This is a genomic window from Aeromonas sp. 603079, from assembly GCF_049172135.1.
Lineage (GTDB): Bacteria > Pseudomonadota > Gammaproteobacteria > Enterobacterales > Aeromonadaceae > Aeromonas > Aeromonas veronii.
In genome coordinates, this window is sequence record NZ_JAAKPX010000012.1 from 113,717 (window position 1) to 135,024 (window position 21,308).

General features: G+C 60.8%; 21 protein-coding genes. 6 read left to right on the forward strand and 15 right to left on the reverse strand.

Annotated features, from left to right (window positions below; translation table 11 throughout):
* Positions 1–126: 126 nt before the first annotated feature.
* The 10 genes from G5287_RS10920 to G5287_RS10965 all read right to left on the reverse strand — a co-directional run bounded on the left by G5287_RS10920 (position 127) and on the right by G5287_RS10965 (position 9,325).
* The gene (locus tag G5287_RS10920) at positions 127–852 is read right to left on the reverse strand and encodes a copper homeostasis protein CutC (protein WP_421231275.1); all 726 of its coding nucleotides are present in this window, start codon (positions 850–852) and stop codon (positions 127–129) included.
* Positions 853–893: 41 nt separating this feature from the next.
* Positions 894–1,796, reverse strand: a complete 903-nt coding sequence (locus G5287_RS10925) for an ROK family protein (RefSeq protein ID WP_421231276.1) — start codon at positions 1,794–1,796, stop codon at positions 894–896.
* Between the two features lie 108 nt (positions 1,797–1,904).
* The gene (locus G5287_RS10930) at positions 1,905–2,411 is read right to left on the reverse strand and encodes a GNAT family N-acetyltransferase (protein WP_150390418.1); all 507 of its coding nucleotides are present in this window, start codon (positions 2,409–2,411) and stop codon (positions 1,905–1,907) included.
* Positions 2,399–3,205 carry a M48 family metallopeptidase gene (locus G5287_RS10935; RefSeq protein ID WP_216951834.1) on the reverse strand — a complete coding sequence of 269 codons (807 nt, stop codon included), beginning with the start codon at positions 3,203–3,205 and terminating at the stop codon, positions 2,399–2,401. Before G5287_RS10935 ends, G5287_RS10930 begins: the two co-directional genes overlap by 13 nt.
* A gap of 181 nt (positions 3,206–3,386) precedes the next feature.
* The gene (locus G5287_RS10940) at positions 3,387–4,361 is read right to left on the reverse strand and encodes a PstS family phosphate ABC transporter substrate-binding protein (protein ID WP_421231277.1); all 975 of its coding nucleotides are present in this window, start codon (positions 4,359–4,361) and stop codon (positions 3,387–3,389) included.
* Positions 4,362–4,538: 177 nt separating this feature from the next.
* A complete protein-coding gene (gene phoR / locus G5287_RS10945; RefSeq protein ID WP_216951836.1) occupies positions 4,539–5,834 on the reverse strand; it encodes a phosphate regulon sensor histidine kinase PhoR in 1,296 nt (431 codons plus the stop codon).
* An 8-nt stretch (positions 5,835–5,842) separates the two neighbouring features.
* Positions 5,843–6,532 carry a phosphate regulon transcriptional regulator PhoB gene (gene phoB / locus G5287_RS10950; RefSeq protein ID WP_026457670.1) on the reverse strand — a complete coding sequence of 230 codons (690 nt, stop codon included), beginning with the start codon at positions 6,530–6,532 and terminating at the stop codon, positions 5,843–5,845.
* Positions 6,533–6,633: 101 nt separating this feature from the next.
* Positions 6,634–7,047: a VOC family protein gene (locus G5287_RS10955; RefSeq protein ID WP_216951837.1), complete on the reverse strand. Its 414-nt coding sequence runs from the start codon at positions 7,045–7,047 to the stop codon at positions 6,634–6,636.
* 35 nt (positions 7,048–7,082) lie between these two features.
* A complete protein-coding gene (locus G5287_RS10960) occupies positions 7,083–8,363 on the reverse strand; it encodes a GGDEF domain-containing protein (protein ID WP_167572380.1) in 1,281 nt (426 codons plus the stop codon).
* 167 nt (positions 8,364–8,530) lie between these two features.
* Positions 8,531–9,325 (reverse strand): AraC family transcriptional regulator, encoded by a 795-nt coding sequence (locus G5287_RS10965; protein WP_167572381.1) that lies wholly within the window; start codon positions 9,323–9,325, stop codon positions 8,531–8,533.
* A 233-nt stretch (positions 9,326–9,558) separates the two neighbouring features.
* Here G5287_RS10965 and G5287_RS10970 point away from each other — a divergent pair, with 233 nt between their 5' ends.
* The gene (locus G5287_RS10970) at positions 9,559–10,458 is read left to right on the forward strand and encodes a DMT family transporter (protein ID WP_040066692.1); all 900 of its coding nucleotides are present in this window, start codon (positions 9,559–9,561) and stop codon (positions 10,456–10,458) included.
* Positions 10,459–10,534: 76 nt separating this feature from the next.
* On the opposite strand, the gene G5287_RS10975 is transcribed toward G5287_RS10970, so the two are convergent.
* Genes G5287_RS10975 through G5287_RS10990 form a run of 4 tightly spaced genes read right to left on the reverse strand, consistent with a single transcriptional unit; the run spans position 10,535 to position 15,710 of the window.
* The gene (locus tag G5287_RS10975; protein ID WP_005338420.1) at positions 10,535–11,230 is read right to left on the reverse strand and encodes a response regulator; all 696 of its coding nucleotides are present in this window, start codon (positions 11,228–11,230) and stop codon (positions 10,535–10,537) included.
* Positions 11,231–11,233: 3 nt separating this feature from the next.
* On the reverse strand, positions 11,234–12,802 hold the full coding sequence (locus G5287_RS10980; protein ID WP_421231278.1) for an ATP-binding protein: 1,569 nt from the start codon (positions 12,800–12,802) through the stop codon (positions 11,234–11,236).
* Positions 12,803–12,819: 17 nt separating this feature from the next.
* The gene (locus tag G5287_RS10985) at positions 12,820–14,370 is read right to left on the reverse strand and encodes an NAD-dependent malic enzyme (protein WP_421231279.1); all 1,551 of its coding nucleotides are present in this window, start codon (positions 14,368–14,370) and stop codon (positions 12,820–12,822) included.
* A 23-nt stretch (positions 14,371–14,393) separates the two neighbouring features.
* Positions 14,394–15,710 carry a 2-hydroxycarboxylate transporter family protein gene (locus tag G5287_RS10990; protein ID WP_421231280.1) on the reverse strand — a complete coding sequence of 439 codons (1,317 nt, stop codon included), beginning with the start codon at positions 15,708–15,710 and terminating at the stop codon, positions 14,394–14,396.
* Between the two features lie 986 nt (positions 15,711–16,696).
* Between G5287_RS10990 and G5287_RS10995 the strand changes: the two genes are divergently transcribed.
* The 5 genes from G5287_RS10995 to G5287_RS11015 all read left to right on the forward strand — a co-directional run bounded on the left by G5287_RS10995 (position 16,697) and on the right by G5287_RS11015 (position 20,792).
* Positions 16,697–17,209: a MarR family transcriptional regulator gene (locus G5287_RS10995; RefSeq protein ID WP_421231281.1), complete on the forward strand. Its 513-nt coding sequence runs from the start codon at positions 16,697–16,699 to the stop codon at positions 17,207–17,209.
* Between the two features lies 1 nt (position 17,210).
* Entirely contained in the window at positions 17,211–18,266 is a 1,056-nt protein-coding gene (locus G5287_RS11000; RefSeq protein WP_100654284.1) for an HlyD family secretion protein, read from the forward strand.
* Positions 18,256–19,353, forward strand: a complete 1,098-nt coding sequence (locus G5287_RS11005; protein WP_421231282.1) for a DUF2955 domain-containing protein — start codon at positions 18,256–18,258, stop codon at positions 19,351–19,353. The genes G5287_RS11000 and G5287_RS11005 overlap by 11 nt, the downstream gene beginning before the upstream one ends.
* A gap of 171 nt (positions 19,354–19,524) precedes the next feature.
* Complete coding sequence (locus G5287_RS11010) at positions 19,525–20,289, forward strand: substrate-binding periplasmic protein (RefSeq protein WP_421231283.1); 765 nt, start codon at positions 19,525–19,527, stop codon at positions 20,287–20,289.
* Positions 20,290–20,435: 146 nt separating this feature from the next.
* Positions 20,436–20,792 (forward strand): MliC family protein, encoded by a 357-nt coding sequence (locus G5287_RS11015; protein ID WP_201972991.1) that lies wholly within the window; start codon positions 20,436–20,438, stop codon positions 20,790–20,792.
* Positions 20,793–20,848: 56 nt separating this feature from the next.
* On the opposite strand, the gene G5287_RS11020 is transcribed toward G5287_RS11015, so the two are convergent.
* The gene (locus tag G5287_RS11020; RefSeq protein ID WP_108542479.1) at positions 20,849–21,241 is read right to left on the reverse strand and encodes a TonB family protein; all 393 of its coding nucleotides are present in this window, start codon (positions 21,239–21,241) and stop codon (positions 20,849–20,851) included.
* Positions 21,242–21,308 lie beyond the last annotated feature (67 nt).

Genomic DNA, 21,308 nt, shown 5'->3' on the forward strand with positions numbered 1-21,308 from the left:
AGTAAAGAGGCGGGATAATATCAGACTTTTGGCCAGGGTGCTGCCGGGGGCGCCCCTGATTTCCCCGTCAGTGGGAGGAACTTCACACAAGATGCGGATGAACGCCGCCCAACGGCGGCGATCTGCTTAACCGCGATCCAGCAAGGCTCTGACCGCAGCCACCTTGGCGCCATCGGTGATATTGACCCGACCATCATCCGAAGTGCCCATATTCACTCCGTGCGGCACCATGCCACCGCGCCAGCCCATGCCGGACATATGCACTTCGCTCACCCCGGTGAACTCGATGATGGTACGCACGTTGTCGGCATTGACCCCGGCGCCCGGCATCAGGCTGGCACGTCCCGCCAGCGCCTGCTGCATCTCCTGCAGGGTCTCGAGCCCAGCCAGCGCGGTTGCGGCGTGGCCCGAGCTCAGAATACGCTCGCAGCCGGCCGCGACTATGGTCTCCAGATCCAGACGCCAGTCGGAGGAGAGGTCGATGGCGCGATGGAAGGTGACCCCCAACGATCCTGCTGCATCCACCAGCTGTTTGAGCTTGGCGGCAGGCACCCGCCCCTCCTCATCCAGCAGACCGACCACCACCCCTTGCAGCCCCGCAGCGCTTGCCGCCGCGATATCTTGCAGCATCATCTCGAACTCGCCGTCGTTAAAGCAAAAATCCCCGGCGCGCGGGCGGATCATGGCATAAACCGGCACGGTGGCATGGCGGGCCGCCAGCTGCATAAAACCGTAGGAGGGGGTCAGACCACCGAGACCCAGCGCAGAGCAGAGCTCGATGCGATCCGCCCCGGATTGCTGGGCAGTAAACAGGGATTCCAGGTTGTCGATACAGATTTCAAGACGGGTCATGAGGACTCCTTTTTCGGGGAGATCAGACCCCACATCTGATCTCATAGATTGAGCAAGGCTGCGCCGCGCACACCACCGGCACCGCCGAAGCGGGCCTGGCGGATCTCGGGCAGGGCGACCCCGGGCAGCAAGTGACCGGGCAGACGCAGCGGCAGCTGTTCATAGAGGGCGGGCAGGCCGCTCAGGCCGCCCCCCAACACCACCACCTCGGGATCAATCACCGAAATGGCGGTGGTAAGCCCGGCGGCCATGATCTCCAGCCAGCAGTCGACCGTCTCGACCGCATGGGGTTCATGGGCCTCGAAGCGTCCCACAATCTGGTGACCCGTGGCGCGCTGGCCATGGAAATGATGATAGAGACGCTCCAGACCGGTGCCGGAGGCATAGGTTTCAAAACAGACCAGACGGCCGCAGCCGCAACGGGGACGGGGCAACTCGGGGTACTTCATCAGCATGGTCGCGGGCAGGGGGTAGTGACCAATCTCGCCAGCCAGCCAGTTGCGCCCCTGAATAAGCTTGCCCGCCAGATAGACGGCGCCGCCGATGCCGGTGCCAATGGTGACGCCAAGCGCACTGCCTGCGCCGTCGGCTGCCCCTTGATGCACTTCGGACCAGAGGAAGCAGTTGGCGTCGTTATCCACCTTGACCGGCCGCTCCAGCAGCTCGGCCAGATCGGCACCCAGATGGCGACCATTGATGGAGGGTAGATTGGCCGCCACTATGCTGTGATCCTGGCTGTTGATGACACCGGGGAAACCGATGCCGACCGAGCCCCGAGCGCCGAAGCGGGCATCCGCCTGCTCGACCCGGGAGCGGATCAGCTGCTGCAGCCCCTCGTAATCGTTGCCCGGGGTGCTCATGCGCTCCTCGTGGCAGAGGTTCAATGCACCGTCATAGACCGCGAAGGCGATCTTGGTGCCACCGATATCAAAGCCGTAATACATGCCAGCACTCCCTTGTCAGCCCGTGTTTATCCAACTCTGTTCCAAGGGGGACATTGTATTAATTCGCAAAAAAAATAAAGTGACCGGGGACGAAAAACGGGAGAGTGATCAGAGCAAACGGCTCATTTGTCGCTGCAGGCAGGGCTGCCCGAGGCTTATCAGGGTGCGCTCTGCGCCATCAAAGACGAAGCCGCGGCGCAGGTAGAACCCCTCGCCGATGTGGTTGCCATCGAGCAGCCACAATTTGACGCTATGGCAACCGGCGCGGCGCATCTGCATCGCCACCGCCTGCCACAGCCGTTTGCCATAGCCTTGTCGCCAGTGGTCGGGATGGAGGTAAAAAGCGCGGATCAGGGCGCTGCTCTGCCCCGCTTCCTGCAGTGGTTGCCAGTAGAGCAGGCCAATCACCACCTCGTCGAGACAAAGCAGCATGGGCCTTGGGCCCGGCTCGGCCAGACGGCTCTGCCAGATCTGCAGATGAGCGGTAACATCCAGTTGCTCCAGCAGGTCGGCACCGAGCACCTGGCCATAGGCAGCGAGCCAGCTGGCTCGCTGCATCACCGTCATGGCAGCAGCATCGTCGCTGCGCGCCATACGCAGGCTTATGCCTTGCATTGGGGCACCAGACCGTTGGCGCGGGCCTGCTCATAGAGTGGCAACACTTGCGCCTGTTGCGCCTGCAACTCGGCGATCCGGTTCTCGTTGCTCGGGTGGGTAGAGAGCAGTTGCGGCGGCGTGTTGCCACCGGCGGCGGCACTCATGTTTTGCCACAGGGGGATCGCCTCGGCCGGATTGAACCCGGCACGCGCCATCAGCTCAAGCCCCAGCCGATCCGCTTCGCTCTCCTGAGTGCGGCCGTAGGGCAGCATCACTCCGACCTCGACCCCGAGGCCAAGGGCGGCCATGGTGGCGCCGCGATACTCGCTGGTGCCCATGGCAATGTCCGCAGCCGCCAGACCGATCCCCGCCAACTGGCTGCGTGAGAGTCGCTCGTTGGAGTGCTGGGCCAGCACGTGAGTCAACTCGTGACCGATGACGGTCGCCAGCTGATCCTGATTCTTGGCCACCTTGAGCAGGCCGCTGTAGACCCCGATCTTGCCGCCGGGCAGGGCGAAGGCGTTGACCTGCTTGGAGTCAAACACCACCACTTCCCAATTGGTGATGCCATAGCTGGCCGGCACCTGGGCGGTCACCGCCTTGGCGACACAGGAGACATAGGCGTTGAGTTTGGCATCCTTGCTCACCTTCTCCTGCTTTTTCATATGCTCGAAGGAGTCGGCACCAAGCTGGTTCATCTGCTGGGGGGAGTAGAGCAGCATCTGGCTGCGGCCAGTCGGCGACTGGGCGCAGGCGACCAGCAGGGAACTACAGAGGGCTACCAGGCCAAACTTGGAGAGGGACGCAATCATGAAGGGATCCTTTGCCATAACGTTGCCCTATTCTCGGAAATGCAGCCCTGCTACGCAAGGGAACCTGCCCCCGGCTGGCGGAAAAACATCCATCCAGCGCTATTAACAGAACTGACAGTCACCAAAAACAAAACGAGCCCGATTGGGGCTCGTTTTATCAGTAGATGCTGGCAGCAAGCGGTTACATGATGCCCAGCTTTTTCAGATCCGCCTGCACCACCTTGGCCGGTACCGGTACGTAGCCATCTTTGGCAACGATGTTCTGGCCCGCCTTGGAGAGCATCATCTTGACGAACTCCTGCTCCATCGGAGAGAGCGGCTTGTTCGGATGCTTGTTCACATAAACGTACAGGAAGCGTGACAGCGGATATTTTCCGGTGATGGCATTATCGGCAGTCGCATCGACAAAGGTCTTGCCATCCTTGGAGAGCGGAATGGCACGAACGCCGGAGGTAACGTAACCAATACCGGAGTAACCGATACTGTTGAGGGAAGCGGAAACAGACTGCACCACGGAGGCGGAACCCGGCTGCTCGTTCACACCGCTCTTGAAGTCACCATTACAGAGCGCGTGCTCCTTGAAGTAACCGTAGGTGCCGGATACCGAGTTGCGACCGAACAGTTGCAGATCCTTGCCGGACCAGCTGCCATCCAGACCCAGATCAGACCACTTGGTAGCCGCCTTGGCTTCGCCGCACTTGAGTGTGCTGGAGAAAACGGCATCAACCTGCTGCATGGTCAGCCCCTGGATGGGGTTGTCCTTGTTGACGAATACCGCCAGGGCATCGACGGCAACGCGGATAGCGGTCGGCTTGTAGCCATAACGCTTCTCGAACGCTTCGATTTCACCGGCCTTCATGGCGCGGCTCATGGGACCAAACTGGGCAACCCCTTCGGTCAGGGCGGTCGGTGCGGTAGAAGAGCCGGCCGCCTGGATCTGGACATTTACGTTGGGGTAGACACGCTTAAATTCTTCTGCCCACAGGGTCATCATGTTGGCCAGAGTATCAGAGCCGACAGAGGACAGGTTGCCTGAGATACCGCTGGTCGGAGTGTAATCCGGCAGATCCTTGTCGACACCATAGGCCAGGGTGCTGGCAGAAAACAGGGTTGCTGCGGTAAATCCGATTACACCAGCCAGTTTGTTGAGTTTCATCCAATCTCTCCAAAGTTACAGAAGGTCCGTTCTTAAGACGGCGCCAGTATCTGACCTGGCAGTGACAAATTTATGGATTAAATGTGACACTTTAATGACATGACAACAAAGTTGCACAAATGCAGAGAGGGCCCGCATTGTGGCCCTCTCGAATTTACTAACCCATTGTCATAAAAGCTATTTTAACACCACCATACGAGCCGGTATCAGGAAGCTGAAGCGACTGCCAAGGCCGACACGACTTTCAATCTCGAGCTGACAGTCATGATGACTGAGGGCATGCTTGACGATGGCAAGGCCGAGTCCGGAGCCACCGGTGTGGCGGGAGCGGGCCTTGTCGACCCGATAGAACCGTTCGGTCAGCCGCGCCAGATGCTCGGGGGCAATCCCCTCCCCCTCATCCCTCACGGCAAACAGCGCCATTGCCCCCTGCTTGCGCCACTCCACGCTGATCTTGCGCCCTGCCGGTGTGTAGTGGATGGCGTTGTAGACCAGATTGGAGACGGCGCTGCGCAGCTGCTCCTTATCCCCGCGCACAAACAGGTCTGGCTGCACCATGAATTCGATCTGGTGGGCCCGTTCGCCCGAGAGCGCCCGCGCCTCCTGCTCCAGCAGTCCGAGCATGGCAGGCATGTCCACCAGATGGGAGAGATCCACGGTCGGGGCCGCCTCGATGCGCGACAGGGTGAGCAGCTGGTTGACCAGATTGTCCATCCGGATGGTCTGCTCCATCATCACCCGGTGCGCCTTGGCCCACATGGCAGGCGGGGGCGGATCTTCAGTCATCTCCAGATAGCCCTTGAGCACGGTGAGCGGAGTGCGCAGCTCGTGGGAGACATTGGAGACAAAGTGCTTGCGGGTCTTCTCCAGACTGCGCAGGCGGGTGACATCGCGTACCACCAGCATCGCCTGATCGGAGGCGTAGGGCATAATGCGAAACTCGAGAAACTTCTCTTCGTTGATCGGAGAAGTCATCTCCAGTGGTTCATCATAGCTCCCCTTCCCCAGATAGGCGGCAAAGGCAGGATGGCGGATCAGGTTGCCAATGTGCTGACCTGCATCTTCCGGCCAGCGGAAACCGAGCAGTTGCTCTGCCAGCCGGTTGCACCAGAGGATGCTGCCATCTTCGCGAAACACCACGGCCGCATCGGGCAGCGCCTCGGCCCCCTCCCGAAAGCGGCGGATCAGCCCCGCCAGCTCGCGCCGCCGAGCCCGGTGACGCTGTTGCAATTTGTAGATCCCGTTGAAAATGTGCTCCCAGCTGCCACTGCCGTTAGGTGGTACCAGGCTGCGGTCGTGCCACAGCCAATCAGACAGCCGCTTCTGAAAACGGTAATGCCAGCCCAGATGCAACACTGCCGCCACCAACAGGCAGAGGGCAAGATGATCAATCAACCAGCCAACCAATGCGAAGGGGGCGTAGAAAAACGCCATTCGCCACAACTGTCGCCGCCAGGCGTAAGGTTGCAACATAACTGCCTCTAGAGACGGGTTGAGAAGCGGTATCCGGCTCCACGCACCGTCTGGATCAATCTGTCGTGCCCTGTCTCTTCAATCGCCTTGCGCAGGCGCCGAATATGCACATCCACGGTTCTGTCCTCGACGTACACATTGGTACCCCAGACATTGTTGAGCAACTGCTCACGGCTATAGACCCGCTCGGGGTGAGTCATGAAGAAATGCAGCAGCTTGAATTCGGTCGGCCCCATGTCGAGCGCCTTCTCCTCGGCACTGACCCGGTGGGAGACGGGGTCCAGCTTGAGCCCCTGCACCTCGATCACCTCGTCTACCGAGGTGGGGGAGACTCGGCGCATCACCGCATGGAGGCGAGCGGTGAGCTCCTTGGGCGAGAACGGCTTGGTGATATAGTCGTCGGCACCGGCCTCCAGACCACGCACCTTGTCCTCCTCCTCACCGCGGGCGGTGAGCATCACCACCGGGATCTGGCGGGTCACCTCATCCTGCTTGAGCTGTTTGATAAACTGGATGCCACTGCCGCCTGGCATCATCCAGTCCAGCACGATAAGTTCCGGGTAGGGTTCACGCACCTTCGCCAGTCCGTCGGCGAAATCTTCCGCTTCAATCGTCTCATACCCCTTCTGCTCCAGCACGAAACAGAGCATTTCGCGGATCGGTGCTTCGTCCTCGACCACCAGAATTCGCTTAGCCATTCCCTTCTCTCTCCTCTGTGAAGATGGGTGCGCCAATTATTAGAATTTTCTGTGACACTTTTATGACTTTATGACAGGCGGGATGATAAACGTTTTCAGATTCAGTTGGCAGCAGCGCGTTGCAGCAGGTCCCAGCGGTTGCCACTGATATCCTCGAACACTACCACGGTGCCGTAGGACTCCTGTCGAGGCTGTTCACAAAAATGGACACCATACTGCTGCATCCGCCGGTAATCCCGCCAGAAGTCATCGGTCTCGAGGAACAGAAATACCCGTCCGCCACCCTGTTTGCCAATGGCGGCCAGCTGCTCCGGGGTCGCAGCCCGCGCCAGCAGCAACGAGGAACCCGAGCTGCCAGCGGGAGCAACCCGCACCCAGCGTTTGCCCGGTTTGCCCAGTTCGTCGAGCCGGGTATCTTCCAGCAGCGCAAACCCCAGCCCCTCGGTGAAAAAGGCGATAGCCTCGTCATAGTCGGCCACCAGCAGGGTCAGGGCACCAATAGATTGTCTGGTCATCTTGCTCTCGTCTTTAACATGTCATGCTACCGCCCTCAATGCGCCACTACCCGGTTGCGTCCCTGCGTCTTGGCCTGATAGAGCGCCTCGTCGGCACGTTTGAGTACGCATTCCCATGGCTCTCCCCCCCGCTCGGCCACCCCGAACGAAGCGGTCACCCGCAAGGCCAGCGGCCAATGGGGAGATGCCTCCAGCAGGGTACGCAGCCGCTCGGCCAGGATACACGCCCGCAACTCATCGTAATCAAGGCAGACCAACACAAACTCCTCTCCCCCCCAGCGCACCAGATGGCAGAGGGGATCGCAGTGGCGCAGGATCTCGCTGACCAGCAGTTTGAGCACCTCGTCTCCCACCGGATGGCCATGGCTATCGTTGATCTGTTTGAAGTGATCCACATCGATATAGACAAGAGTGCAGGGCTGCTCACCTATCTCGAGCAGCAGTCGCTCACCGCCGAGCCGGTTGAGGGCGCCGGTCAGGGCATCATAACAGGCCTCCTCGCGGGAGCGGCGATTCTCTTCACTCAAGGTCCGGTTGAGCGCCTCGGCCTCCAGTTTGGCCTGATGGGCATGCTGCAAGCGCTGCTTCATCAAAAGGTGGTTGATCAGAAAAACGGTACAACCGTAAAGAAACCAGACAAACAGGATCAGCCGATAGAAGAGGGTGGCATCGAGCCAGCTACCGTGAAACTGCAGCGCTTCGATCACCACGCCATGCTTACCGGGCGGCATATCTGAACCAGCCATAACCTCTATGGCATAAACCCGATCCAGATTGGCCCCCTGCTGCTGCAACGGCACATTGTAACGGGTGATCCACCAGGTCGCCGGGGTAAACACATCCAGTGGCACCTCGTGATCCCGGCCGTAATCCGCCGGCCGAAAAATGATCTCGTTGAACTTGGATTGCTCAGGCTCATCAACCCGGTCATAGACCGGATTGTAGTTGCGCAGATACAAGCGCCAATCCTGCTCGCCAGCCCCGGTTACGCTCAAACGGATATGAAGTGTGCCAAAACGGGTCAGATTAATCCCCTTGTCACGGGGGGTCAGGGTGAGGATAAGGCCGCAACTTGGGTAGCTGGCCGGATTGGCGGTTAACGTACAGACCACTCCGGGATGATCATCCGCCGAGGGGTGATAGCGCACCGCCCCCGGCCCAGCATCCCGTGGCTGCTGCACTGTGATGGAGAGCGGCCACTCCTTGATATCGAGAACTCGCTCTGGCCCGAACTCGAACAGCAGGATGGCACAACCGGTGAGCGCCAGCAGATACCAGAATAGTGACTCGGCCAAACGGGAACCGGACGCGATCATGCTTACCCTAACCCCTGAATATGAAGGCACAGCCATTCACTCCGGCAGACAACCGATCGTTGCTGCCAGATGGCCCATGATAACAGGGCTCTATGATAATCCCTGTAACGACAAGAAACAGGCTACTTATCATGGCATTCACACTGCATCGCTCCCGTTTTTTCCCATTAGAACCCCCGTTCTGCCGATTGCTGGCGATAACGCTGGGGTGAACATCCCAGCTCCCGGTTGAACATGGCGATAAAGGCCGAGGTGGAGCCGTAACCGAGCCGCCAGCTGATCTCCTGAATGGGCATGTCGCCCTTGAGCCAGGCCAGCGCCTTGAGCAGCCGCAACCGCGCCCGCCACTGACCGAAGCTCATCCCCAGCTCCCGCAGGCAGCGCCGCGACAAGGTGCGCTCTGTGGTGTGCAGTTGTCCGGCCCACTGGGCCAGAGTACGGGGATCGGCAGGATCGCTGTGCAACACCGCCAGCATGGGAGCCAGCAGCTTGTCCTGACTCATCGGCAGGTAGCTCTCCTGACAACGGGTGCGCGCCAGCCGCTCCACCAGCAACTCGGCCTGACGCTGATCCCACTCATCCGCCATATGGCTCACCCGCCGTTCGCAAAAGTCGCTCAGCAGGGCGCGAATAAGTGGGGTTAGCAGCAGCAATCTGGGCTCTGGCGGCAGCTTGGCCGCCAGCTCGTGGCTGACGTAGATGGAGGTGTAGTCGAGGGTCTGCTCGTTGTAAGAGGTGTGGTCGAGATCCGCCGGTACCCAGATCAGGTAGTCGGCAGGGGCCACCAGTCGCTGATCCCCCAGCTCTATCTCCATGATCCCCAGGCTGATCATGTTGAGCTGGCCCCAGGGGTGGGAGTGCAGCACGGTCGCGCTGTCGGCCAACATCTGCTGGTAACTGAAAAAGAGCGGATTGGGAGCGGGCAGAACGACATCTACCGGCTGAAAGTGGTGAGTGGCCATCAGCGCCCCTTGTCAGCGAGAGAGAGGAGCAGGCGTGATGCAACGCCCTGTTGGCTCGGTCTCCGGCACAGGTCAAAAGCAGCCATCAGTTGCGGGCAGACGCAGCCCGTGTGGGCCGGAATAAGGTGCATCAGAAAGAGTTGTCTTTTCTGCTGGGTCATCTGTCTGTTTTACGCTACTTGATAATATAAAGACAAGGGTAGACTTGGCCCCCTGTTAATAAGGAGCCTCTGATGCGAATCTTTTCCCCTCTTCTCTTTCCGCTGATGGCGGTGCTGATCTGGGCTACCAATACCGTGGTGTCCAAGGCGGCCGCCAGTGTGCTCGACCCCGCGGCTATCTCCTTCTATCGCTGGGTGATCGCCGCTCTGGCGCTGACCCCCTTCTGCCTGCCGCAGCTGTGGCGCCGCCGTAGCGAGGTTCGCCCCTGGCTCGGCAAGCTGCTGGTGCTGGCGGCGCTCGGTATGGTGCTCTACCAGTGCCTCGCTTACTACGCTGCTCACAGCACTTCGGCCACCAATATGGGGGTGATCGGCTCCCTCATTCCACTGCTCACCCTGCTGCAAGGGGCGCTCTTCTTCGGCCAGCGTCCCGGCAAACAGGCACTGCTCGGCATGAGTCTCTCCCTGTTCGGGGTGCTCTGGCTGCTTGGCAAGGGCGAACCGCTTGCCCTGCTCCATAACGGCATCAACCCGGGGGATGGCATGATGCTGCTGGGGTCCGCCAGCTACGCCCTTTACGGCCTCTTGATCCGCCGCTGGCACCTGCCGTTTGGCCCCTGGCTAAACCTCTACATGCAGATCCTGCTGGCGGTACTGTTGCTGGTGCCACTCGCCCTCAGCGCCGACTCGATGGCGGTACCGGCCGAAGGGTGGGGACTGGTGCTCTTCGCCGGGCTCGCCTCCTCCCTGCTGGCGGCTTACTGCTGGATGCGCGGCCTCGCCTGCATGGGGGCAGAGCGCACCTCGGTCTTTATGAACCTGATGCCGCTCTGTACGGCGCTGATCGCCGTCGTCGGCCTGGGCGAGCCAATCCACGGCTATCACCTGCTGGGTGGCGGGCTGATCCTGGGCGGGGTGATGGCCTCCCAGCTGAAGGGGCGTGCGCCGGTAGCCGAACGGGAAGCCGCCTGAGAACCAACATCGTCCGGAAACAACAAGGGAGCCCATGGCTCCCTTGTTGTTTCTGCAATGTGCACCAGTGCGCATCTCAACCGGCCCGGCGCCAGCGGTAGCGCCGCTCCGGTCGCCCCCGCTGACCGTAGTTGAGATCTACATCCACCCGATCTTCCGACTCCAGATATTCCAGATAGCGGCGCGCCGTGGTGCGGCTGAGGGAGAGTCGCAGCGCCACCGTGTCGGTGGAGAAGACGTTCTCCGGCTCGCCCGCCAGCAGATCCAGCACCTGACGCAGGGTGATGCTGTCGATCCCCTTGGGGGTGACGCGCATCTCCTTGATCTGGGAGCGCCCCCCCTTGCCCAGCAACTTATCGAGATCTTCCTGCTCCAGCCGACCCCGCTCGCAGAGGCGGCTGTGCAGTTGCAGGATCTCGTCCAGACTCTGCTGGATGCGAAACAGCCGCAATGGTTTGATGACGTAGTCATGAACCCCCAGATTGAGGGCCTGCTGGATGGTCTCCACATCCCGCGAGGCGGTCACCATGATGACATAGGCTTCGCGGTTGTGGCTGCGCAGGCGGCTCACCCACTCAAGGCCGGAACCATCGGGCAGGGAGACATCCACCAGCAGCAGCTGGGGCACCACACCGGCCATCATGGCATCGGCTTGGGCCAGGGTGCCGGCCCGCCCCAGCAGGGAGAAACCGGGTGTCGCCGCCACCAGTTCTGACAAGATGGCACCGATCCGATCGTCATCTTCAATAACAAGCGTGATTATTGGGTCCATGGCTCACATTAATTGGTTTTTATTCAAGTAGATACCAAACAGGGTGGTCTGCTCGGCGGTTCGCCGCCATTCTATCACACCCTCGTGCCGACCCACGGTCTCCTTGACCAGGAACAGACCCACCCCGTGATCGCCGCTCTGGCGACTCACCCCGTAATCGAACAGGTGATCGGCCAGCTCCTCGTCGACCCCCTCACCGCTATCCTCCACCTCGATCACCAGTCGCCGCCCCACATCGCACAGGGACAGCAGCACCCGGGGCGGCCGCTGCTGGCGGTTGCGCCAGGCCGCCTGCAGGCCGTTGTCCAGCAGGTTGCCAATGAGGGTAATGAGATCGGCCGAGACCGAGGCCGGATACTCCGCCAGCGCCGAATCGGGATCGAGCTCCAGGGTCACCCCGAGCTCGCGGGCCCGGCTGAACTTGCCGAGAATCAGCCCCGCCACCGGCTTGTTGTCGATCAGCCGCAGCAGCTCCTGCAGCATGGTCTGGCACGCTTCGTTCTCCTGCTGGATCAGCTCCACCGCCTGCTCCACATGGCCCAGTTGCAACAGGCCGGAGAGACTGCTCAGCTTGTTGGCGAACTCGTGGCTCTGCATCCGCAGCATCTCGGCATACTGGCGCAGGTGGGTCACCTGCACCCCCAGACTGGCAGCTACCTCCGGACGGCTGAAGATCAGCAGTCGCCCCGGTGCCTTGCCCTGCACCGCCTGCCAGCGGCCGACGAAAGACTCCCCCTGAATGGTGAAGCTCACTTCCCCACCCTCCTGCTCCAGACAGGGGGCAAGGGGTGGCACCAGCTCCGCCAGCGACTGCCCCTGCAGGGCATGGCGCCCGGTAACCGGCAGCCGCAGCTGATAGCTGGCGGTGCTGTTGATCATGTTGATGTTGCCGCGGCCATCGAGGGCAATCACCCCTTCGGTGATGTGCTCCAGCACCAGATCCTGCAGGGTGAAGCGGCGCACGATTGCCTCCGGCTCCAGATCGAGCAGGGTCTTGCGCAGCAGGTATTGCACCCAGAGTGCCAACAGCAGGCCGCACCCCAGCACAGCAACGATGGCGCAGATGAGCAGGGCCACCCGCTCCATATAGATGCCCTCCACCTGCTGCATCAGGTAGCCCACCACCACGGCCCCCATGACGCGCCCATCCCCGCCCACCACCGGGGAGAAGCAGCGGATCGCCGGCCCCATGGTGCCCCGATCCTTGGAGCAGTAGCTGCGCCGCTCCTGCAGCGCGGGCCAGATATCCTCGCCGCGAAACTTCTGTCCCACCAGCTCGGGGTTGGGGTGGCTGAGGCGGCGACCATGCTCATCGGTCACCACCATATAGGTGGCGTCGGTGCGATTGCAGACCGCCTCCACGTAGTCGCGCAGGGTAGGATCACTCCCCTGACGCATAGCCTCGACCACCCGGGTGTCCGCCGCCATCACCCGTGCCAGATCGCTCCCCTTATCCTGTAGGTTGCTCTCCAGCAGATGGCGGATAAAAAGAGCCAGCAGGCTGCCCAGAATGAGGATCAGCAGCAGGGAGAGCCCAAGAGAGAGGGTGACCAACTGGTGGCGAAGTTTCATGCACATACCTTAAAACGTCAGGACGCTGCCCAATAGTGCGGATGCCACCAGGTCTGGTCAATCAAAGGTGCCGGATCGCCGACAAAATCAGCCAATCCTTCCTCGCGAGCACAGAACGCGACCGCTCTGGCCACGGCGCGGGCTACCTCACCCACCTGCTCGATAGGAGGCAGCAGTCGGCCCGCCACCAGCGGATAGGCGCCAACCGCCCGCACCGCGGCGAGCAACATGCCGTCGCTGATGCGGCGCGCCTTGACCGCGCAGGCCCCGAGACCAATCCCCGGGAAGACATAGACGTTGTTGCACTGGGAGACTACCCGCCGCTCGCCGGCCACCGTTACCGGCGCAAAGGGGCTGCCGGTGGCCAGCAGGGCGCGGCCATCTGTGGCGGCCCACACCTGCTCGGGGGTCGCCTCGGCACTGCGGGTCGGGTTGGAGAGTGGCAGGATCACCGGCTGATCGCACACCTCCCCCATCGCCTGCAACACCTCGCGGGTAAAGAGGCCACCCTGCCCGCTCACGCCAATCAAGACCGCCGGACGCACCTGGCGGATGGTCTCCAGCAGCGAACTGTTCCCCTCCTCAACGGCGCGGGCAAACGGCTTTTGGGCGCGAGTAAGGTTGGGACGATCGGCGCAGACCACCCCGTCCTGATCAAACAGCCAGACGCCATCGTGGCTCCCCGCAAGCTGGGCCAACATGGCGGCGATGCCGCAACCGGCAGAACCGGCACCGACGATCAGCACAGGGGCATCATTAAGGGCGTTACCCGCCTGCTGCAGACCGGCCAGCACGCAGGCAGAAGCCACTGCCGCCGTGCCCTGAATATCGTCGTTGAACATGCAGAGCTCGTCCCGATAACGGGTCAGCAGATTGGCGGCGTGCTTGCCGGCAAAGTCTTCAAACTGCAGCACCACCTGCGGCCAGCGCTTGCGAATGGCGGCCACCACCTTGTCCATGAAGTGGTAGTAGCTCTCGCCGTCGATGCGCGGGGATTGCCAGCCGAGGTAGGAGTCATCCTCCAGCAGCTCGGGGTTGTTGGTGCCCACATCGACACAGAGCGGCAGGGTGCGCGCCGGATTGATGCCGCCAGCAGCGGAGTAGAGCGCCAGCTTGCCGATACAGATCCCCATACCGCCGATACCGAGATCGCCGAGCCCCAGCACCCGCTCGCCATCGGAGATGACGATCACGTCCACCTCCTGCTCCACCGACTCGAGAATATCGTCGAGATCGTCCCTGTCATGCCAGGAGAGATAGAGACCGTGGCTGCGCAGATAGAGGTCACTGTGACGCTGACACGCCTCCCCCACCACCGGGGTGTAGATGATCGGCAGCAGCTCCGGCAGGTGGTGGCGCACCAGATCGTAAAACAGCACCGGGTTGTCCTCCTGCAACTGGCGCAGCAGCAGATGCTGATCAAACGGGCTCTGCATGGCGCTGACCAACCGGTAGATCCGGCGCCGCTGCTGGGAGAGGGACTCCTCCTTGTGGGGCATGCGACCCCGTACACCCTGACGCTTGCGCTCGGCATAGGGCAGGCTGGTGCCCATCATGATGTCGTTCATTTTGTTTGTTCCTCAATCCGGTATCAGGCGAGCAGGGAGATAAGAGCAGTAGCCAGGATCAGCATCACGGCGCCGCCAAGACGGGAGGAGATCTGGGCAAAGGGCATCAGCTTCATCCGCTGGGCCGCCGAGAGCACGGCTACGTCGCCGGTGCCGCCCATGTTGGCCATGCAGAGCCCGCCAGTGATGGCTGCCTCGATGGGATAGAAGCCGATCAGCTTGCCGACCAGCGCCGCGCCGAGGGCGCCGCCAATCACTGTGACCATGACCAGCACGAAGTAGCTGATGGAAAAAGCGCTGATCAGCTCGGGAATACTGGTATAGGCGACGCCGATCCCCACCAGCAGGGAGGGGGTCAGGTTGCTCACCACAAACTGATACCAGTCGGCCGCCGCCTGCTCATAACGGCGCGGCAGCAGGCCGCTCACCTTGATAAAGGCGACGGCCAAAATCATCAGTGCGAAGGGGTGCATGGGGATAAAGTTGCCAAGCAGGGAGCCCAGCACAAACATGCTGGAGCTGATGAAAAGCCCCATACCCAGACTCTTCAGGGTCGGCGCCTCAGCCTGCTCCTCGGCGATACTCTGGCTACTCTCTTTAACCATCAGCTTGCCGTTGCCAGTCAGAGAGGGGTAACGGCGACCGAGCCGCGCCAGCAGGGAGCCCACCAGAATGGCCAGGGTATTGGCGATCACCACCGCCGGTACCATGCGTGACAAGAGATCCGCACTGGACATCTGCATCGGGCCGGAGAGGATCTCCACCAGAGGCACCGCGCCAGCCCCCATGCCACCGCCCATGATGGGCAGGCCGATCAGCAGTACCGCATTCTTGAAGCCATACCCCATCAGGGAGCCGACCAGCCCCACGCTCAGCAGTGCCAGCGCCACGCCGCCAAGAATGACCGGCAGGTAGCGCATGGCGGCATTTTTCAGCAAAGCGCCGCTCATGCCGAACACGGAGCCAGTCACCAGACTGGCGATAAAGAAGTTGAGAAAGCCACCCTCCTTCATGAAGTTGGTGATGACCTGCCCCGCCTGCACCGGCAGCAGCTGATATTCGAACAGGGCGGCGCCGCCGAAGATGGCGAGGATGGTGCCACCCCCCAGATATTCACGGATCGGCATGATCCGCTCACCCAGCTCGGTCAGCAGGGTGCCCAGCACGAACATCAGCGCCAGCGCACCGACCATGCCCAGCGGCAGCGAGCCGTTCCAGCCGGAAAAGAGAACACAGGTTGCCAACCCGAGAAATATAAAGAGCGGCATACCGGCAATTTGTTGGCCGCCCATAAAGGCGGCCTTTTCTTGTGTGGTTTGTAGGGGTGAGAGGTTTTTCATTGTTATGTACTCTGCGTGTGATTGTGGCCGCTACTTTATTGATCCCCCTCGCCCCTGTCGGTTAGCCAGACTGCAAAGCCATATAAAAACATTAAAAACTTAAACATCATGGTGCCGCCAACGTGCGCTGCACAATAGAACACCAGACCATCGATGCCCTGCTCGACCAGGAAATAGGGCGATAAAACGAGCGAGCCCAATGGCGGATATTTGGGTGATCAGCAGTAATAACGATGCGATGATCTCCCCCCTTCGGGGAAATAACAGAGCCAGATGACAAGCTCTGCGACCATTTATCGCCACAGATCCTGTGAGTGATAATCAGCGGGCAATATCATCGCCATAACGCGAGTGCCACGGCATGCCACATCAGGGTTTGAGTCAGCATATAGGAAGCTCTCACGATGAAAAATGGTGAGGAGAAAGATACAAAAAGGGGAGATTGAAATAGTGATGAGCCAAGCCAGCGAATACCAGAGCACTGGCTTGAACTCACAAGGATCACACACGGTCAGGTCTATTCTGCCAACAGCAATGGAATATTGGCGGGGTCAAAATCATGACTGATATCGGTACTTCTGATAGCGCCTTCCCGATTCACGCCATGGTGTGACTCTGCACCATATTCCCCATCACTCAACAGCGCTTCAATTGCCAGATACACACATCCACTGTCATATCCATCCACAACCCGTTTCCCCCTTGTTTTATAACCCCATCAATATTAGCGGATAAAAAAAGAGCTGCTCGCTGAAGCTGAAAATTTCATGAAAATAATCGCCGGATATCCTCCATTCACGGCGCAATATCCGAATCGGCAAGAGAGCCTCGAGTGGATCAGCCCCGAGAATAATATCAGAGGCTCGAACGATACTAACTCGCACCAGCGAAAGATCCGACCAGAAACATGATCCGCATCACACTATTTACTTAGCCTGCTAAACAAGTATGATAGTTAGCAGGCTAAGTAGATTGAGGATGAGAAGATGACGGATCTGGAAAGGTTGCGCGAGCTGTCGCTCGCCGAGCAGATAGCGCGGATGCACCGGCTATGGCGCACTGCCGCCGATCTGGAGCTGGCCCCCCTTGGCCTCACCCATCCCCGCTGGACCGCGCTGTGGAAGCTCTCCCGCATGGGGAACCATGTCAGCCAGAAGACCCTGGCCGAAGCCCTCGAGATAGAGCTCCCCTCCCTGATGCGCACCCTGGGCCAGCTGGAAGAGCAGGGACTTATTGAGCGCCACTGTTGCAGGCAGGACAAGCGGGCCCGCATCGTCTGCGTGACCCCGGCTGGCCAGACCCTGCTCGATCAGATCGCCGACCGCATCATGAATATCCGCCGCGAGCTGCTGGGGGGCATCGACGAGCAGACCCTGCAGCTGTTTGAAGCCACGGTGCAGCGGATCTCGGCCAACGCCCTCAGCAAAATTGAACAACACCACGACCGACAAGCCGGAGGCGATACAAGCCCTCCCGAGACCGACACAGAGAGAGAATAAGATGACTCCGGATCAACAATTTACCCGCTGGATCAAATGGTCCATGGCTGGCTTTGCCACATTGTTTGCCTATTTTCTGATAGCCGACCTGCTGATGCCCCTCACCCCTCAGGCGATGGCGACCCGGGTGGTCACCAAGCTGGCCCCCCAGGTGAGCGGCAAGGTGATCGAGGTCGCCGTTCACAACAACCAGCAGGTCAAGAAGGGGGATCTGCTGTTCAGGCTGGATCCGGCCCCTTTTGAACTGGCGGTGGAGCAGGCCCGCCTTGCGCTGGCGCAGGCAGAGCAGCAGAACAGTGAACTGGATGCGGCCCTGACCGCCGCCGTTGCCGAGATCAACGCCAAGGAGACCCTGGCCAGCCAGAAGTGGCGCGAGGCTGAGCGGATCGATGCGCTGTACCAACGTCACATGGTTTCGCTGCAACAAAAAGATGAAGCTGACAGCGCCCTGCGCAGCGCCCAGGCCAACCTGCGCGCCAGTCAGGCCAAACTGGCCCAGATAAAGGCCAGTCGTGGCGTAACAGGTGAGGACAATCTGTTGCTGCGCCAGGCCCGCAACAAGCTGGCGCAAGCGCAGCTGGCCCTCTCTTACAGCCGGGTCCACGCGGATCAGGATGGCACCATCACCAACCTGCAGCTCAAGCCGGGCAGTATCGCCAGCGCGGGCAGCCCGCTGCTGGCGCTGGTGTCGGAACAGGTCGATGTCATAGCCGATTTTCGGGAGAAGAGCCTGCGCCATGTCGGCGAGCAAACCCGCGCATTGGTCGCCTTCGATGGCGAGCCGGGTCAGCTCTATCCTGCCCGGGTAAGCAGTCTGGATGCCGGAGTGAGTGCCGGTCAGTTTGATGCCAATGGTCGACTGGCCGCGCCGGTGGAGTCTGATCGCTGGGTACGGGATGCCCAGCGGATGCGGCTGCACCTTGAGCTGGACCAGCTCCCCGATCATCTGCCAGCCGGGGCGCGGGCCACGGTGCAACTGCTGCCGGACAATGCCCTGACTGCCATGCTGGCACGGGGCCAGATCCACCTGCTCAGCCTGCTCCATTATGTCTACTAACCACGCAACTCACCCGTCGGCCAATACTGCCCCAGCCCACCCCGCCGGTGGTGCTGCCACTCACCTCTGGTATCGGCCCCTCACCGGCAACGAGCTGCGCCAGTGCCTGCGCATCGCCTTTGGCTGCACCACGGGCTTTCTGCTCTGCAAGCTGTTTGGCTGGAATTACGGGGTCTTCTATACGGTCACGCCGGTGCTGCTGCTGGGAATGGTGCCGGTGATGAATGGCCATGCCGCACGCCAGCTGATCACGGCGGCGGTGGTCTGTGGGGTGGAGGTCGGGCTGCTGGGGGAACTGTTTGGCAGCCATCCGGCGCTGATGACCCCTATCGCCTTTCTGCTGTTTCTCTACCGTTTCGCCGCCATGTCGCGGGGCAGCCTGTTTCTGTTCGGGGCCAACGGGGTGCTGAGCCTCAGCATCATGCTGCACTTTGCCAGCTATCCGCAGACCGACCTCAACGACCTGATCCTCAACAATATCTGGGCGAGCGTGCTGTCGGTGCTGATCGCTTACCTGATGACCATGCTGATCCCGGATGTGGAGGCCAGACCCAAGCCCGCCTCGGCTCCCAAGGCGCCGCACCGGATGCGCCATGAAGCCCTGCTGGGTGCCACTGTGGCCACCCTGTCGTTTCTGGTATTTCAGGTGTTTGACCTGCGCGACTCCATGTCTGCCCAAGCCACGACCTTGCTGGTGCTGTTCCCCATGCACTGGAACGGTGCGCTGAGTTATGCCCGCAAACGGGCGATGGGTACCTTGCTGGGGGTCACCTTCGGCTTGCTCGGCCAGCTGCTGCTCTATGACTGGTCAGGGCAACTGCTGCTGGTCGCCCCGCTGCTGTGGCTCGGTGCCATGCTGTTCAGCCATGCCCATGTCAAGGAGGCAGGCGGCTCCGGGGTCGGCTTTGGCGCCCTCACCACCCTCGGCATCCTGTTTGGCCAGTACCTCACCCCGGGCAACGATCTGGTGTTCAGCGCCCTCTACCGGGTGAGCAGCATCCTGTTTGCCATCGTGGTCACCCTGCTAGCCTGCTACCTCGTCCACCGGTTGCTCAACCGCTTCGAGGCAACCCGCTTCGGTTATTGATTTCCTGTTGTAAACACTGTTGTCAGCCCATGGATGAGCTCTCTTTCGCCCCGTCGCCTGCCGGGGCTTTTTTCTCGCCCTCGTTTACCTCCCTCACCAATACTCCTGCAACTACAAGTCAGCGCAGAAGTGTGGCTATGCTTGTAAGGCTGCTGTCGATGAGGTGTACCTATGGTTCCGTTGTTAAAAAAATGGCTGGTTTGTCTGGTACTGTTGGCTACCAGCCCGCTCGGGGCCACCCCGCTTGTCATTGGTGCCGAAGATGACTGGGCCCCCTACTGCGAGCGCGACAAGGACAATGAGGATGACCAGCCCCACGGACTGGCGCCTGAGCTGGTCAAGGCGGTGTTCGCCGCCGAAGGGATCGAGATTGTCTTTCGCACCCTCCCCTTCGCCCGCTGCATGCACGATGCAAAAAGCGGCAAACTTGCGGGGTGCTTCAACGCTACCATCACCGAAGAGAACCGCTACCAGTACCATTGGCACGATACCCCCATGTTCGAGGAGGATCTTGCCATCTTCGCTCTTGCCAGCGACCCGCAACGGGATCTCAAGCTTACCTCGCTGGAGGGCAAGCGGGTGGGCATCACCCTGGGTTACACCTACCCCACCGATTTTATGGAGAACCCCAGGATCACCCGCTTTCAGGCCAAATCCGATGCCCAGATCCTCGAGATGCTGGTACGTGGCCGGGTCGACTACATCCTGATGAACGGTATGCCGGGCTACCTCAAGATCCAGCAGAAGCAGCTGACCGGCAAGGTGGTCAAGGTTGGCAAGATCTCCACCGATGGCTTCTGGCTCGCCTTCTCCCGCAACACACCGCAAGGGGAAGCGCTGGCCAAGCAGTTCGAGCAGGGATTGCAGAAGATCAAGAACAACGGCACCTATGAGACGCTGATCCGCCAGTTTGAAACCAGACTTGGCCTGCACTGATTGACACTACCTTGCTGATAGCGGCATCCCCCTCATACTCGCGCGGTATGCCGGACAGCCAGCGACGCACCGAATGGCCCCGCTGATTGCACAATCACGGCAACCTGTTAGGCTCACGCCCGTATGACACCAATGGAGCTGTAATCATGAATAAAGCACATATGATGGCCGCTGGTGCGCTGGCCCTCGGCCTGCTCGCTGGCTGCAATCAGGGCAATACCCTCTCAGTCACTGGTGGCGAACCGGTCAGTTACCAGTGCGAGCAGGGCAAGAAGGTGCAGGTGCGCTACTTCTCCCTCTCAGACGAGAGCCTCAACTTTATCAAGCTATCACTGCCGAACGGCAAGGATTACACCCTGCCCCAGGCCATTTCGGCCTCCGGCGCCCGCTATACGGACGAACATGAGGCCGTCTGGTGGAACAAGGGAGATGAGGGCTTTGTCGAGCTTCGGGATCAGGATGGCGAGTGGCAGACCGCCTACAACGACTGCAAACAGCAATAAACGTGACCCCGGCCTGGCCGGGGTCTCTCTTTCTCTGGCATCAGAGTGATGGGGGATCAGTTGATCTCGATCTCGAAGCGGTTGGTCACCTCGACCGGAATGGCATCCGGGTTGCCCTCTGCAGGGCTGTAGCGGATCCGCGAGAGGGTCGCCAGCGCACTCTGCTCCAGCTCGCCGGGGGGCTCGGCCGCTACCACTTCCGGCTTGACCGGCGTGCCGCTGGCGTCGATTTGATAGCGAACTTCCACATACCCCTTGACCGGTTTGGCTGGCAGGGCTGGCTCGTCATTACCAAGCCATGACCACTGCTTCTCCTGAACCCAGTAGCTGGACAACTGCTCGAGAGAGATAGCGATCGGAGCGCGCTCGTGCGCTACCTCCTGACGGGATGAGCACCCCAGCAACAGTGTCACTGCCAGACCTGACCATACTGCGACTTTCCACTTCATGTAACGCTCCTTGTTCTCTGCCGGTACTTATTGCCGGACTGCAGGCCGCTCAACACGCGCCCTTTTG

What these genes read in the sequence shown, in the direction of transcription:
- G5287_RS10975 (WP_005338420.1), bottom strand. Translation starts at nt 11,230, where the DNA reads ATGGACCCAATAATCACGCTTGTTATTGAAGATGACGATCGGATCGGT.
- G5287_RS10980 (WP_421231278.1), bottom strand. Translation starts at nt 12,802, where the DNA reads ATGAAACTTCGCCACCAGTTGGTCACCCTCTCTCTTGGGCTCTCCCTG.
- G5287_RS10930 (WP_150390418.1), bottom strand. Translation starts at nt 2,411, where the DNA reads ATGCAAGGCATAAGCCTGCGTATGGCGCGCAGCGACGATGCTGCTGCC.
- phoR (WP_216951836.1), bottom strand. Translation starts at nt 5,834, where the DNA reads ATGTTGCAACCTTACGCCTGGCGGCGACAGTTGTGGCGAATGGCGTTT.
- G5287_RS10995 (WP_421231281.1), top strand. Translation starts at nt 16,697, where the DNA reads ATGACGGATCTGGAAAGGTTGCGCGAGCTGTCGCTCGCCGAGCAGATA.
- G5287_RS10990 (WP_421231280.1), bottom strand. Translation starts at nt 15,710, where the DNA reads ATGAAAAACCTCTCACCCCTACAAACCACACAAGAAAAGGCCGCCTTT.
- G5287_RS10935 (WP_216951834.1), bottom strand. Translation starts at nt 3,205, where the DNA reads ATGATTGCGTCCCTCTCCAAGTTTGGCCTGGTAGCCCTCTGTAGTTCC.
- G5287_RS11020 (WP_108542479.1), bottom strand. Translation starts at nt 21,241, where the DNA reads ATGAAGTGGAAAGTCGCAGTATGGTCAGGTCTGGCAGTGACACTGTTG.
- G5287_RS10960 (WP_167572380.1), bottom strand. Translation starts at nt 8,363, where the DNA reads ATGATCGCGTCCGGTTCCCGTTTGGCCGAGTCACTATTCTGGTATCTG.
- G5287_RS11010 (WP_421231283.1), top strand. Translation starts at nt 19,525, where the DNA reads ATGGTTCCGTTGTTAAAAAAATGGCTGGTTTGTCTGGTACTGTTGGCT.
- G5287_RS10955 (WP_216951837.1), bottom strand. Translation starts at nt 7,047, where the DNA reads ATGACCAGACAATCTATTGGTGCCCTGACCCTGCTGGTGGCCGACTAT.
- G5287_RS11000 (WP_100654284.1), top strand. Translation starts at nt 17,211, where the DNA reads ATGACTCCGGATCAACAATTTACCCGCTGGATCAAATGGTCCATGGCT.
- G5287_RS11005 (WP_421231282.1), top strand. Translation starts at nt 18,256, where the DNA reads ATGTCTACTAACCACGCAACTCACCCGTCGGCCAATACTGCCCCAGCC.
- G5287_RS11015 (WP_201972991.1), top strand. Translation starts at nt 20,436, where the DNA reads ATGAATAAAGCACATATGATGGCCGCTGGTGCGCTGGCCCTCGGCCTG.
- G5287_RS10925 (WP_421231276.1), bottom strand. Translation starts at nt 1,796, where the DNA reads ATGTATTACGGCTTTGATATCGGTGGCACCAAGATCGCCTTCGCGGTC.
- G5287_RS10920 (WP_421231275.1), bottom strand. Translation starts at nt 852, where the DNA reads ATGACCCGTCTTGAAATCTGTATCGACAACCTGGAATCCCTGTTTACT.
- phoB (WP_026457670.1), bottom strand. Translation starts at nt 6,532, where the DNA reads ATGGCTAAGCGAATTCTGGTGGTCGAGGACGAAGCACCGATCCGCGAA.
- G5287_RS10940 (WP_421231277.1), bottom strand. Translation starts at nt 4,361, where the DNA reads ATGAAACTCAACAAACTGGCTGGTGTAATCGGATTTACCGCAGCAACC.
- G5287_RS10985 (WP_421231279.1), bottom strand. Translation starts at nt 14,370, where the DNA reads ATGAACGACATCATGATGGGCACCAGCCTGCCCTATGCCGAGCGCAAG.
- G5287_RS10965 (WP_167572381.1), bottom strand. Translation starts at nt 9,325, where the DNA reads ATGGCCACTCACCACTTTCAGCCGGTAGATGTCGTTCTGCCCGCTCCC.
- G5287_RS10970 (WP_040066692.1), top strand. Translation starts at nt 9,559, where the DNA reads ATGCGAATCTTTTCCCCTCTTCTCTTTCCGCTGATGGCGGTGCTGATC.